This window comes from Streptomyces sp. NBC_01515 (assembly GCF_045040345.1).
Taxonomy (GTDB): Bacteria; Actinomycetota; Actinomycetes; order Streptomycetales; family Streptomycetaceae; genus Streptomyces.
In genome coordinates this window covers 1562120-1575667 of sequence record NZ_CP109416.1, presented here as the reverse complement: position 1 = coordinate 1575667, position 13548 = coordinate 1562120, and the positions used below count along the sequence as shown (strand labels likewise).

General features: G+C 71.5%; 11 protein-coding genes and 1 pseudogene. 5 read left to right on the top strand and 7 right to left on the bottom strand.

Features of this window, described 5'->3' with window-relative positions:
- Positions 1-44 precede the first annotated feature (44 nt).
- Both OG407_RS06690 and OG407_RS06685 read left to right on the top strand, forming a co-directional pair.
- Positions 45-2060: an FAD-dependent oxidoreductase gene (locus OG407_RS06690; RefSeq protein ID WP_405855947.1), complete on the top strand. Its 2016-nt coding sequence runs from the start codon at positions 45-47 to the stop codon at positions 2058-2060.
- Between the two features lie 41 nt (positions 2061-2101).
- The gene (locus OG407_RS06685) at positions 2102-2638 is read left to right on the top strand and encodes a PadR family transcriptional regulator (protein WP_405855946.1); all 537 of its coding nucleotides are present in this window, start codon (positions 2102-2104) and stop codon (positions 2636-2638) included.
- 83 nt (positions 2639-2721) lie between these two features.
- Here the strand turns inward: OG407_RS06685 and OG407_RS06680 are convergent, their stop codons facing one another.
- Together OG407_RS06680 and OG407_RS06675 are read right to left on the bottom strand one after the other, a co-directional pair.
- Positions 2722-3267, bottom strand: coding sequence for a hypothetical protein (locus OG407_RS06680; protein WP_403594709.1), 546 nt, complete (start codon positions 3265-3267; stop codon positions 2722-2724).
- A gap of 612 nt (positions 3268-3879) precedes the next feature.
- The gene (locus OG407_RS06675; protein ID WP_405855943.1) at positions 3880-4917 is read right to left on the bottom strand and encodes a fibronectin type III domain-containing protein; all 1038 of its coding nucleotides are present in this window, start codon (positions 4915-4917) and stop codon (positions 3880-3882) included.
- A 406-nt stretch (positions 4918-5323) separates the two neighbouring features.
- On the opposite strand from OG407_RS06675, the gene OG407_RS06670 reads away from it, so the two are divergent.
- Positions 5324-6049 carry a glycoside hydrolase family 75 protein gene (locus OG407_RS06670; RefSeq protein ID WP_405855941.1) on the top strand — a complete coding sequence of 242 codons (726 nt, stop codon included), beginning with the start codon at positions 5324-5326 and terminating at the stop codon, positions 6047-6049.
- A gap of 34 nt (positions 6050-6083) precedes the next feature.
- On the opposite strand, the gene OG407_RS06665 is transcribed toward OG407_RS06670, so the two are convergent.
- Positions 6084-6845 (bottom strand): SDR family NAD(P)-dependent oxidoreductase, encoded by a 762-nt coding sequence (locus OG407_RS06665; RefSeq protein WP_405855939.1) that lies wholly within the window; start codon positions 6843-6845, stop codon positions 6084-6086.
- Positions 6846-6990: 145 nt separating this feature from the next.
- Between OG407_RS06665 and OG407_RS06660 the strand changes: the two genes are divergently transcribed.
- Entirely contained in the window at positions 6991-7635 is a 645-nt protein-coding gene (locus tag OG407_RS06660; protein WP_405855937.1) for a TetR/AcrR family transcriptional regulator, read from the top strand.
- 666 nt (positions 7636-8301) lie between these two features.
- Here OG407_RS06660 and OG407_RS06655 read toward each other — a convergent pair.
- The 4 genes and pseudogenes from OG407_RS06655 to OG407_RS06640 form a co-directional block, all read right to left on the bottom strand.
- On the bottom strand, positions 8302-8712 hold the full coding sequence (locus OG407_RS06655; protein ID WP_405855936.1) for a PTS-dependent dihydroxyacetone kinase phosphotransferase subunit DhaM: 411 nt from the start codon (positions 8710-8712) through the stop codon (positions 8302-8304).
- Entirely contained in the window at positions 8705-9319 is a 615-nt protein-coding gene (dhaL, locus tag OG407_RS06650) for a dihydroxyacetone kinase subunit DhaL (protein ID WP_405855934.1), read from the bottom strand. The genes OG407_RS06655 and dhaL overlap by 8 nt, the downstream gene beginning before the upstream one ends.
- 46 nt (positions 9320-9365) lie before the next feature.
- Positions 9366-10358: a dihydroxyacetone kinase subunit DhaK gene (gene dhaK, locus OG407_RS06645; RefSeq protein WP_405855932.1), complete on the bottom strand. Its 993-nt coding sequence runs from the start codon at positions 10356-10358 to the stop codon at positions 9366-9368.
- Between the two features lie 281 nt (positions 10359-10639).
- Positions 10640-11580: pseudogene (locus OG407_RS06640) on the bottom strand (transposase); the annotation flags it as partial.
- A 683-nt stretch (positions 11581-12263) separates the two neighbouring features.
- Between OG407_RS06640 and OG407_RS06635 the strand changes: the two are divergent.
- Complete coding sequence (locus OG407_RS06635) at positions 12264-13505, top strand: ice-binding family protein (RefSeq protein WP_405855930.1); 1242 nt, start codon at positions 12264-12266, stop codon at positions 13503-13505.
- Positions 13506-13548: the final 43 nt, after the last annotated feature.

Here is a 13548-nt window from a genome sequence, read left to right as displayed (position 1 = left end):
CCGTCCTCTACAAAAGACTCACGACACCGCGCACGGAGGCCCCGATGAGTCGTTACCCGCACCTGCTGAACCCGCTCGACCTGGGCTTCACCACACTGCCCAACCGGGTCCTCATGGGCTCCATGCACATAGGCCTGGAGGAAGCCGAGCGCGGTTTCGAGCGCATGGCGGAGTTCTACGCGGCACGCGCGCGTGGCGGGGTCGGCCTGATCGTCACCGGTGGCATCGCGCCCAACGAGGCCGGCCGGCCCTACGAGGGCGGCGCCAAGCTGACCACCGACGCCGAGGCCGCGCAGCACAGCGAGATCACCGCCGCCGTGCACCGCGAGGGCGGGCGGATCGCGATGCAGATCCTGCACTTCGGGCGGTACGCCTACCACCAGGACCTCGTCGCGCCGAGCGCCGTCCAGGCGCCGATCAGCCCGTTCCCGCCCCGCGCGCTCACCGACGCCGAGGTCGAGCAGACCGTCGAGGACTACGCCCGCGCGGCCCGCCTCGCCCGGCAGGCCGGGTACGACGGCGTCGAGATCATGGGCTCCGAGGGTTACCTCATCAACGAGTTCATCGCCGCCCAGACCAACCACCGCGACGACCGCTGGGGCGGCTCGTACGAGAACCGGACGCGCTTCCCCGTCGAGATCGTGCGCCGGGTCCGCGAGGCGGTCGGCGAGGACTTCATCATCGTCTACCGGCTGTCGATGCTGGACCTCGTGCCGGGCGGCTCCACGCTCGACGAAGTCGTCAGTCTGGCCAAGGCAGTTGAGGCCGCCGGGGCGACCATCATCAACACCGGCATCGGCTGGCACGAGGCCCGCATCCCGACCATCGCGACCTCGGTGCCGCGCGGGGCGTACACCTGGGTCACCAAGAAGCTGATGGGTGCGGTCTCGATCCCGCTCGTCACCACCAACCGCATCAACACCCCTGAACTGGCCGAGCAGTTGCTCGCCGACGGGTACGCCGACATGGTGTCGATGGCCCGCCCGATGCTCGCCGACCCGGACTTCGTCGCCAAGGCCGCGGCCGACCGTTCCGACGCCATCAACACCTGCATCGGCTGCAACCAGGCCTGCCTCGACCACACCTTCAGCGGGAAGATCACCTCCTGCCTGGTCAACCCGCGCGCCTGCCACGAGACCGAACTCGTCCTCGCCCCAACGCGGTTGCGCAAACGCGTCGCGGTGGTCGGTGCGGGTCCGGCAGGTCTGGCGTGCGCGGTCTCGGCCGCCGAGCGCGGCCACCACGTGACGTTGTACGACGCCGCGAGCGAGGTCGGCGGACAGCTCAACGTCGCCCGACAGGTCCCGGGCAAGCAGGAGTTCGACGAGACACTGCGCTACTTCCGCACGCGACTCGACGAGCACGGAGTGGCCGTACGCCTCAACACCCGTGTGAAGTCAGGTGACTTGGCGGACTACGACGAGGTCGTCGTCGCCACCGGCGTCACCCCGCGAACCCCCGACATCCCCGGCGTCGACCACCCCAGCGTCGTCGGCTACCTCGATGTCCTGCGCGACCGCGTCCCCGTCGGCGACCGCGTCGCGATCCTCGGCGCGGGCGGCATCGGCTTCGACGTCGCCGAGTTCCTCACCGACGGCGGCGACAAGGCGAGTGAGGACCCGGCGACGTACTTCCGCGCCTGGGGCGTCGACATGGACTACGCGGCCCCCGGCGGCCTCACCGCGCCCGAGCGGCCCGCGCCGCCGCGCAGCGTCCACCTCCTCCAGCGCAAGGCGACCAAGGTCGGCGCCGGCCTCGGCAAGACCACGGGCTGGATCCACCGCACCGAACTCAAGCACCGGGGCGTCACCATGGTCCCGGGCGTCCAGTACGACCTGATCGACGACGCCGGACTGCACGTCACCGTCGACGGCCGCTCCACGGTCCTGGAGGTCGACACGGTCGTCCTGTGCACCGGGCAGGACCCGCGCCGCGACCTCTACGACGAACTGACCGCCGCCGGCCGCAGCGTGCACCTCATCGGCGGTGCCGACGTCGCCGCCGAACTCGACGCCAAGCGTGCCATCAAGCAGGGCACCGAGGTCGCGGCCGGCCTCTGAGGCCCGTCCGCAGGACCGAGGCCCGTCCCTAGGATGACCCCATGTCACTCCCGCACGCGATCCTCACCGCCCTTCTGGAGAAGCCGTCCTCGGGTCTTGAGCTGACCCGGCGCTTCGACCGGTCGATCGGTTACTTCTGGTCGGCGACGCACCAGCAGATCTATCGCGAGCTGGGAAAACTGGAGGCCGAGGGCCAGATCAGGGCGCTGGCGACCGAGCAGCCGGCCCGCGGACAGAAGAAGCGCTACGAGGTCCTGCCCGCGGGCCGCGCCGAACTGGCCCGCTGGACCGCGACCTCCCAGGACCCCAAGCCGCTGCGCGACACGATGCTGCTGCGGCTGCGGGCCGCGGCGGTCGTCGGCACGGACGGCATCGAGACCGACCTGCGCCACCATCTCGCGTTGCACCAGCGGCAGTTGACGGAGTACGAGGAGATCGAGAAGCGCGACTTCCCGCCCGGCCGGGGCAGCCCCCAGGACCGGCTCCAGCACCTCGTGCTGCGCGCCGGCATCGACCTGGAGACCTTCTGGACGCAGTGGCTCACCCACGCGATCGAGGAGTTCGCCGAACTGCCGTAGAGCGTCGGGAGGTGGTGGCCGTAGGGCATGGGGGAGGGGCCGCCGGTCGCCGGGCGGCCCCTCGTGGTCGTGGTCGTGGACGGTCAGAGGCGGTACGGCTTCGCGCGCCTGCGCAGGAACCAGGCCGTCGCGATGACGCCGACTCCGACCAGGCCCCCGCCCGCCGCCAGGGTGAGCGGGCCGTAGTCCTTGGTGGCCCCGCCGAGGCCGCCCATGACGCCGCGCGTGGGCGAGGCCGTGGCGGAGACCGTGGGGGTCGTGGACCTGGACACGATCACGGACTGGGTGCCCGCGGGCGTGCTGGCGTTCTGGCACATGACGATGACGGTGTAGGTGCCCGGGGTGACGTTCGTCCAGGCCGTGGACTGGCTGACGGTCGTCCCCGCCAGGGTCGCCTTGCGGCCCTCGGCGAAGCTCCCCTGGCTGCTGGTGAGGAGCGAACCGGTGCCCCAGACGCCGGTGGTGCGGTTCTGGGAGCACGCGCTGGTCGTGACCGAGACCGTGGTCCCGGTCGTGCTCACGGAGATCCCCGACGCCGCGCCGGCGGTTCCGGCGGTCAGGGCGAGGGGAAGAGCGGCGGCGGCTGTCACGGTCAGGCCGGAGCGGAGTAGTAGCTGAAAAGTGCGCATGGGACTGCCCTCCGGCGGCACGGTTGGCGGAACATCCCTTGCGCCGCCGGGATCGGGAAACGGCCGTGCTGCCTCCAAGGAAGCCAACGTGTTCCCGGCCCGTCCCGCATGCGGACGGGGACCGGGCAGGTGACGGATTCCTTCGTCCGGCCCAGGGGTGACGCGCGGTCAGGGGCGCGGGGACTCGCCGACAGGGGGAGGGGCACCAGCGCGCCGGACGCCGGCTCGGCCAGTCGGAGATGGCGGGGGAGGGCGGTGATCCTGGCTTCGGTCACGACCGTCGCCGGTACCCCGCGCAGCTCGGGCACGGTGATCGAGGTCTGCCCGCCGAGCCGGGCACCGAAGGCGCGCCGCCAGTAGCGGCACGCGATCGGCGGATCCTCCGCATACGACACGAGGGGCACCCCTGTGTGGCGCGGTGAGCCCCTCGGCCCCGACGCGCTCCGCCCACGCGGGCGAGGCGACCCGCACGAACTCCTCGTCCGCCAAAGGCTCCCAGCTCAACGCCCGCCCGCCGCACACCCTCCCCGGTCAGCGGTGCGGCGACGGCCGGGGCGGTGTGCGGCGAGCCACCGGAATTCCCAGTTCCATGAGCCGAATCCCACGGTTCACCTACGCCCCCGCATCGCCCGTCGTCACCGTCCGCTCCGCCGAGAACCCGCCCCACGTACCGTCCGGCAACCGCGCCCTGAGCCGCACCCGATGACTGACCCCGGTATCCCGGCCCGTGTAGAAGCTGTACTTCGCGTGATCGCGCGGCGGGGTCCCGCCCCAGACCAGCGAGGTGGCAGCCTGCCCGTCGAGTTGGATCTGGTACTCCGTGACCACCCCGTCCGTGCGCGGCGGCACCCAGGACAGGTCGATGTAGTACGCCCCGTCGTCGCCCCGGTGCGTGCTCGCGCGGAAGTCCGTGGGGGCGGTGCCGCTCCCGTCGTCGTTGCCGGGTGCGGTGGTGAGCGGCACGGCCGTGCTCGCGGGCGAGAGATTGTCGGCGGCGTCCCGGGCCCGCACGGTGAAGGAGTAACGCGTGCTCGGCCGTAGCCCCGTGACCACGGTCGCGGTCTGTGCTCCGCCCACACTGTGGATCTTCGCCCCGCCCTGATAGATGTCGTACGACACCACACCCCGGTCGTCCGTCGAGCCGCCCCAGGACAACTGGACGGCCCGGCTGCCGATGACGCGGCCCTGCGGGGTGAGTGGACGGGTGGGTGCCGAATGGTCGGCCGCGACGGCGACCGGTGTCCGCGCTTGGACCGTCCGGCTGCGCGGTCCGAGGCGTCCGTCGGTGTCCCGGGCCCGCACGGTGAAGGTGTACAGGGTGGCGGGCCGGAGCCTGGTGACATCCACCATGTGCTCGGAACCCGCTACTTCCTTCACTTTCGTGGTGCCCCGATATATCTCGTAGGTGCCGATTCCTGGGTCCGCCGTGACCGCGTCCCACATGACGTGCACGCTGGTGGCGCTTCCCGCCGCGGCCGTTACTCCCGCCGGGGCGCCGGGGGCGTGGCCGTCCTCCTCGTCGGTCATGCCGCAGGACGCGAGCAGCAGGAGCGCGGCGCACACCACGGCCGTACGGGGGAGAGCGAGGGCGGCACGGAGGAGGTTGGGGGTGGCACGGAGGAGAACGGGGGTGGCACGGACGCGTCGCACGTTTCTGCCTCCCGGCATTGCGCGGGCACCACACGGCGGAAAAGGTCCGGACCAATATGGCCCGGGTGGTGCGGTCGCATCAAGAGGGGCGCCGTTGCCGACCGGTCACGAGGGTTACGTATGCTGAAACCTCACGGCTGAACTCGCCCCCGGGAGTGGGCAGTTCATGCCGGTGGCGCGGACCGCTGTCGTCGCTGATCCCGCGCCGGCGCGGGCGGCCGGGTGGCCGGAGCCGACACGGGCTCGGGTCCCCGGCCCCCGTCGGGAGTGACGCGGGTTCAGGGGCCGGGCCCCCTTCGGGAGTTCAGGCGTGCACCGTCCGGCCCTCTACCGGTGGCCGCTCGATCGGACCGGTACCAGGGTGGGCTGAGTGTCCGTCAGATCACCCAGGAGAGGGTCCTCTATCGTGCGTGTCCAGTCGCTGACGCTGGCCGCGGCCGGCGCCGCCCTGCTCGCCCCGACCATGCTGCCCGCCGCCGCCCCTGTCGCGTTCGTCCGACCTCAGGCGGGGGCGGCGGCGCTGCGCGAGGGGGACGTCCGCGCCGCCGATCTGCTGGCCAAGGTGCGTGACTGCACGCCCGTCTCGCGCGGCCGGTACCGCAGTGACGACGGGGAGCGCGCGACGATCCCGGTCTGCGGCACCAAGGAGGCCGTCTACTGGAAGGCCGACCTGGACATCGACTGCGACGGCCAGGCCGGCGCCCGCTGCAACGCGCGCACCGACCCGCTCTTCTCCTCGATGACGGCCTTCCAGCAGTCCGACGGCCGCTATCTGAACGCCGAACAGCTCCCCTACATCGTGGTCCCCGCCGCGAGCGCCCTCTGGAACCACCGGGACCACGGCATCGGCGGCGGTTCGGTCGCCGCCGTCGTCTACCGGGACCGGGTGCAGTACGCCGTCGTGGGAGACGTCGGCCCGCACGACATCATCGGCGAGGCGTCGTACGCCACGGCCAAGGGCCTGGGCATCCGCACGGATCCGCGCGGCGGCGGGACGGATGCCGGCGTCACCTACATCGTGTTCAAGGACTCGCAGGTGAAGCCGATCGAGGACCACGCGGCGGCCGTGGAGACGGGGCAGCGGCTGGCGCGGCTGTTCGTGCAGGGCGCTGCCGGGAGTCCGGGGTCGTAGGGCGCAGCCTGCCGAGCCCTCTGGGGCGGAGTCGTCAGACCGCCGACCAGCCGTCGTCGACCGGCAGGATCACGCCGTTGATGTTGCTCGCCGCGTCCGAGGCGAGGAACACGATCGCGGCGGCCTGCTCCTCGGGCCGGGCCAGCCGGCCGACGTTGACGAAGTGCGGGCCGAGCGCCGCCGGACCGTGGGCGGCCCGGTCCGCATCCACGGAGATGTTGGTCGCGGTGCCGCCCGGGGCGATGGCGTTCGCGCGGATGCCCTGCTTGCGGTACATCACGGCGAGGTTCTTGGTCAGGCCCACCACCCCGTGCTTCGAGGCCGTGTAGGCGGCGCCCGCCGCACTGCCCCGCAGGCCGGCCTCGGAGGCGGTGTTCACGATCGCGCCCTTGCCCGCTGCCAGCATGTGCGGCAGCGCGGCCCGGGTGAGCAGGAAGGGCGCGGTCAGATTGACCCGGATGACGCGGTCCCACTCCGCGTCCTCGACATCCGCCAGTGCGGACATTCGGTCCATGATCCCGGCATTGTTCACCAGGACGTCGACCCCGCCGAACCGCTCCACGGCGGTCGCGACCACCTCGTCCACGACCGCCTGCTCGCTCAGGTCGCCCGTGACCGCGACGGCGGTACCGCCCGCCTGCTCGATCTCCTTGACGACCGCCCCGGCGCCGTCCGCGTTCAGGTCGGCGGCCACGACCTTGGCACCTTCCGCGGCGAAGGCCAGGGCGGTGGCACGCCCGATGCCCGAACCCGCTCCGGTGACGATGACGCTGCGTCCGTCGAGTCCAGTGGTCATGAGGTGCTCCTGTCCGTAGTGCGAGGGCTCCGCGCCGCCCGGGTTGCTTTCACCATACGACTTAATGTCTTCGAGTGACACAAAGTCGTGCGTGAGACATGAGGGAGAATCCCGGGAGGTCACGACCGCAGCCGGAGGGGAACTGATGACCGCACCCAGCGGACGCACGGGACGCCCGCCTCTCACCGAGGCACGCAAGGCCGAGATCCGCCTGGAGATCGCCCGGGCCGCGGTGGAGTTGTTCGTCGCCCAGGGCGTCACGGCGACCACCGGCGAACAGATCGGCCAGGCGGTCGGCGTCTCCGCGCGCACCGTGTGGCGCTACTTCCCGAGCAAGGAGAGCTGCGTACGACCGCTCTTCTCGGCCGGCATCGACGTGATCGCCGCCCTCCTGCGCGAGTGGCGCCCCGGCCACCCCCTGCCGGAACTCTTCGACCCGGCCCTCACGACCGGCCTCCTCGCCGCCACCGGCCCCGACGGCGCCACCGGCACCGCCCTGGTCCGCCTCACCCGCACGGAACCGGGCCTCCGCGCGATCTGGCTCCAGACCTACGACGAGGCCGAACCGGCATTCGCCCGAGCCCTGGCCGACCGAGCGGGTCTACCGGCCGACGATCTACGGCCCATGATCCAGGCGGCGATGCTGAACGCGGCGCTGCGGGCGGCGGTGGAGCGGTTCGCGTGGACCGAGGCCGTTGCCGATGCGGGGGTGGGGGAGACGGTGGGGGTGGCCGAGGTGGCGGAGACGTTGCGCTCGGCCCTGGCGATCGCGGCGGAGGGGGTTTCGTAGATGCCGTAGGGGGAGTGGGCCTTGGGGCTGGGCTGGGCTGGGCTGGGCTGGGCTGGGCTGGGCTGGGCTGGGCAAGGGGCGGGGCGCCGCCCGGGGCGAATGTGTCTTGGCCCGGGGTATCGGTGTGCTCGGGTGGGCGGGCTGAGTCGGCGGGGGAGAGCTTGGCCGGGCGGCTTGATATGAGGGCCCGGATCAGCGGCGCGGTCCGATGAATCGGTCAGACGGGTCGCGCTGGTGGGTTTGGCCGGGGCCGACCGGCCCATGACCGCTGCCGAGCGCCGAGCGCCGAGCGCCGAGCGCCGAGCGCCGAGCGCCGAGCGCCGAGCGCCGAGCGCCGAGCGCCGAGCGCCGAGCGCCGAGCGCCGAGCGCCGAGCGCCGAGCGCCGAGCGCCGAGCGCCGAGCGCCGAGCGCCGAGCGCCGAGCGCCGAGCGCCGAGCGCCGAGCGCCGAGCGCCGAGCGCCGAGCGCCGAGCGCCGAGCGCCGAGCGCCGAGCGCCGAGCGCCGAGCGCCGAGCGCCGAGCGCCGCAGGGCCGAGCGCCGCAGGGCCGAGCGCCGCAGGGCGCCCGCTGTCCGCCTCCGCTGCGCGCCCCGCCTCACACCCTCCGCTATGGCCCCCGCCTCACACCCTCCGCGCTACGCCCCCGCGCCCGAACCCGCCCCCCACCTCACACCTTCCGATAGGTGTAGGCCTCCGCGGCCGCCGCCTCCACCGCGTCCAGGTCCGCTCCCGTTGACGCCGTGACGACCGCGGCCACCGCGCCCTCGACGAACGGGGCGTCGACGAGGCGGGTGCCGGCCGGGAGTTCGTCGCCTTCGGCGAGGAGGGCCTTCACGGTGAGTACGGCGCTGCCGAGGTCGGTGAGGACGGCGACTCCGGCGCCGCGGTCGACGGACGCGGCCGCCGCGGCGATGAGTTCGGAACTGGTGCCGAGCCCGCCGCCCTCGGTACCGCCGGCGGCGGCGAGCGGTACCGCGACGCCCGAGCCGGACAGCCCCCGCGCCAACTCGGCCACGGAGAGGGCGACTTCCGCGCTGTGCGACACCAGCACGATGCCCACGAGCTTCCCGTCACTCACCGGTGGCCTCCGCGGTCGCGGCTTCCTGGAGTGCGGCGATCAGCAGCGACGAGGACGTGGCGCCCGGGTCCTGGTGCCCGATGCTCCGCTCCCCGAGGTAGCTCGCCCGGCCCTTGTGCGCCTGCAAGGGCGTGGTGGCCACGGCGCCCTCCTCCGCGGCGGCGCGTGCCGCGGCGAAGCCGTCCGGAAGCGCGTCGACCGCCGGGACGAGCGCGTCGATCATGGTCTTGTCGCCGGGCGCGGCACCGCCGAGGGTCATGACCGCGTCGACTCCGGTGCGCAGCGCGAGGGCGAACTCCTCCTCGCTCACCTCGGGAGCGTCCCCGAGCGCCTTGCCGGTACGGCGCAGCAGGGTGCCGTAGAGCGGGCCCGACGCGCCGCCGACCGTCGAGATGAGCGTGCGTCCGGCGAGCACGAGGACGGCGCCCGGGGTGTCGGGTGCCTCCTTTTCCAGGGTGGCCGTCACGGCGGTGAACCCGCGTTGCAGGTTCGCGCCGTGGTCGGCGTCGCCGATGGGCGAGTCGAGGTCGGTGAGCCGTCCCGCCTCGCGGGCGACGGAAGCGGCGGTCGCCGTCATCCAACGGCGGAAGAAGTCGGCGTCGAGCACGGGATCTCCTTGCGTGGTGGGTGAGTTGGCCGGGTGTGCCGCCGGGTCACATGCCCCAGCGCAGTCCCGGCGTCTTCACCGGCGCGTCCCACAGCCGCAGCAGTTCCTCGTCGATCTGGCACAGGGTGACCGAGGCACCCGCCATGTCGAGGGACGTGACGTAGTTGCCGACCAGTGAGCGGGCGACGGCGACGCCCCGCTCGCCGAGGACGCGGTGGACCTCGGCGTTGAAGCCGTAGAGCTCCAGGAGCGGGGTCGCGCCCATGCCGTTGACCAGGACCAGGACCGGGTTGCGCGGCGACATGTCTTCGAGGATCGCGTGGACGGAGAAGTCGGCGATCTCGCCGGAGGTCATCATCGCCCGCCGCTCCCGGCCCGGTTCGCCGTGGATACCGACGCCCAACTCCAGCTCGCCCGGCGGGAGATCGAAGGTGGGGCTGCCCTTGGCCGGGGTGGTGCAGGCGCTGAGCGCGACACCGAAACTGCGCGAGTTCTCGTTGACCTGCCGGGCGATCGCCGCCACCCGGTCCAACGGCTGCCCCTCGGCCGCCGCGGCCCCGGCGATCTTCTCCACGAACAGCGTCGCACCGGTGCCGCGCCGCCCCGCGGTATAGAGACTGTCGATGACGGCGACATCGTCATTGACCAGCACCTTGGCGATCTGGATGCCCTCGTCCTCGGCCAGCTCGGCCGCCATGTCGAAGTTGAGGACGTCCCCCGTGTAGTTCTTCACGATGAACAGCACCCCGGCCCCGCTGTCCACGGCGGCCGCGGCCCGCACCATCTGATCGGGCACCGGCGATGTGAACACCTCACCAGGACAGGCCGCCGACAACATCCCCGGCCCGACGAACCCCCCGTGCAACGGCTCGTGCCCCGACCCGCCACCGGAAACAAGCCCCACCTGCCCGGCCACGGGAGCGTCCCGCCGTACGATCACCCGGTTCTCGACGTCCACGGTCAACTCGGGATGTGCGGCCGCCATGCCTCGCAGCGCGTCCGTGACCACGGTTTCCGCGACGTTGATGAGCATCTTCATTGGTACCTCCCGGCGAGATTTTCAGGTAGGCCTCTGGCCTGTGTATTTGCTGGTCAGAGTAGTTTTGGTCGGTTGTCGATCTTGGCGGTCCTCGGTGGTCCTCGGCGGTCCGGAGCGGGCTCTGGCGGTACTGATGCTGACTTAATGCTGACTTCGAGTATCGACCTTGCGGCAGTGAAGGTCATGGGCTCGGACGCGCATGGGCGTGCCAGGTCGCCTGGGACTGTCCTGCTGGTTGAGCCGCTTGACACGCTATGAGAGGGGTGGTGCGCGAGGCTCGGTGCGGCCAGGACGTCGCGGTGGCGGGTGTTGGCGTTGCGCCATCGCAGGTGGGAGTGGCAGGGCCCGAAGTGCGCCTCGGCCTTGTGCTTCTTCGCCCAGCGGTGGATGTCGGTGCCCTTGTGGACGGACGGGATGTCCGGGATCACGTAGATCGGTGCGCCGTCGGGCCGGGCGGCGTGGACCGACTGCGGTACGGCCGGCGTGTTCCCGGCTCCCTTCTCGCGGCGGTTGACGCCCCGTAGCCGGTCGTCACCCACCGAGTAGCAGCCGGGGAAGTGCCGGACGCCGTGGGTGTGGTGGTACGTGGCCGGCAGTCGGTCGGGCCGGGTCCGTTCGGCCCAGCAGCTGCCGTCTGTGGGCCGGATTCCGGGCGGGCCGAACTCGTCGAAGGCGAAAGCCCGGTCCGGGAAGCGGTCCAGGACGTACTGGATACGGTCCAGCCTCGCCTCCCGGGCGGGGCGGGGTCCGGGGACTCCTGCCCGGACTTGGTGCGCTGGAAGGTGACGCCGCGGCGGGCGAGCAGGCGCCGTAACGCCTCACGGCCGATGCGGATCACCCGGCCGGGCACTTTGCGCAGGTAGGCGGCGAGTTCGCGCGGCGACCAGCGGGTGAAGGGCTGGCCGAGCTTGGTGGGGCGGGTGGTGGCCGTCTGGATGACTAAGTCCTCGTCATCAGCCTTGAGTTGGCGGGGACGGCCTCCCGCCCATTGAGGGTCCAGGCAGGCCAGGCCGATCTCGTTGAAGCGGTGGATCACATCCCGGACTGTGTCCTCGTCGGCCGCCGCGAGTTGGGCGATCACCGGCACCCGGTTGCCGCAGGCCGAGGCCGGCAGCAGCATCGCCCGCCGGCCCACCGAGTGGGTACTGCCCCGGCGTACGACCTGCTGCAGCTTCTGCCCCTCCTGGTCGGTCAGTCTGCGCACACGGATGGGCTCGGCCACCGCGCCTCCCGTCGTCGGACCGGATGTCACCGCACATCCAACCGCCACGACCGCAGACCCGGCATGTCGAGCGCCGACGTCTCCTGGGATGCAACGCCGGCGGTGACGGCAATGGTTCCGGCGCAAACACGCCGGAGCCCCCTTCCGGTCGGTTGCGCATGAGAGTGAACCAACCTGCAGCCAATAATACTTCGGACAGCGCTGCTCGGGCATATCCCGAGCGATGCGTCGGCCGCGCGCTTTTCTTCGGCCTGCCAGGTGCGGAATACCGAGATGCGGCGACTTGGCCTTGCTGGGTGGATCACACGCGGCCGGTCTGGCGTGACCAGGTCCTCGCGCGTGGGATAAGCGCAGGCGGCGGCGGTGTTCTCGTCGAAGACCCAAAGATCTTCAAGTGGCCTTGTTCCGGCCGATGTCCGTAGGAACGGCCGCCTTCTGTGGGAGGGGTGCGTGATCTTCTCGCGGCGTCTTCCGTTCCGCCGGCCGTGCCAGGTGGTCGCACCTGGTGAGAATTACGGTTTTGCAACCACCCGGCCCATTAAGCATTTCTATGTATTTCGCGGGACCTCTTATGGAAAAGATTAGTTGGCACACTCCTCAGTAATATGCCAACGCCAGAGGCAGGCGATTCTGCGAGACCGGGAACCGCCAAGACCATCCGCTCAAAAGGAGTTGGCCCCTCGATGACGCTGAATATCCCCGACGCTCCGCTACCGCGCACCATGTCGGTCTGGCTCGCGGCGCTGACGGCCGTGGTGATCGCCGCTGTCGTGCTCGCGATGACGCCGACGAGCGCAAGTGCCGTTGCCACACCTGTGCCTCTCGGTACGGCGACCAGTTTCGCCGTACTGGCCGGTTCCCAGGTCACCAACACCGGGCCCTCGTCGATCACCGGCGATCTGGGAGTGTCGCCGGGAACGGCCATCACCGGATTCCCGCCCGGCACCGTGATCGGTGCCCAGCACTCCGCGGACGCGGTGGCGCTCCAGGCCAAGAGTGACCTGGTCACGGGGTACAACAACGCCGCCGGTCAGGCGCCGGACGTCACCTACCCCACCGCTCCCGACCCCGTGGAACTCGGTGGCAGGACGCTGGATCCGGGCGTCTACAAGGCACCCATCTCCGCGGGTATCACCGGCACGCTCACGCTCGACGCACACGGTGACCCCAACGCCGTATGGGTCTTCCAGATCGGTTCGACCCTGACGACGGCGTCCGGCAGCAACGTGTCGCTCGTCAACGGCGCCTCGCCCTGCAACGTGTACTGGCAGATCGGCAGTTCGGCCACGCTCGGCACCAACTCCACGTTCGTGGGCACGATCATGGCCCAGGAGTCGATCACCGTCACCACGGGAACGACCGTCGCCGGCCGGGCGCTGGCCCGGACCGGCGCCGTGACGCTGGACAACAACACGATCAACCGCGGTACGTGTGCCGCCGGCGGAACCACCGGCGGTCTGATCACGGGTGGCGTCGTGGCCGGTGCCACGTCGGGCGGCGCCACCGCGGGCACGACGGGCAGCACCACGGTCGGCATCATCGGCGGCGTGCCGACGGGCGGCGGAACCGGCGGCGGCCTCCTCGGCGGCGTCCTGACGTCGGGCGGAACCACCGGCGGCGCGCTGGGTGGTGTCATCGCGGGCGCTACCACGAGCGGTACGACGGGCGGCACGAGCGGCACCACGGGCGGTACGAACGGTGGTGCGACAGGCGGCTCGACCGGTGGAAACGGCCAGCACGATCACGGCCACAAGCCCGGTGGCCATGACCATGGCGGGAAGCCCGATGAGCACGGCGGCTACGGCGGCAATGGCGGCAATGGCGGGCATCAAGGCAAGCCCGACAAGCCCCACAAGCCCCACAAGCCCCACAAGCCCCAGGGCTACGGCAACGATCACGAAGGCCACCACAAGAAAGCTGCCTAGCTCCCGTTGAGCGAGCAGGACGAGCGGCGCGCGACGGATCGTG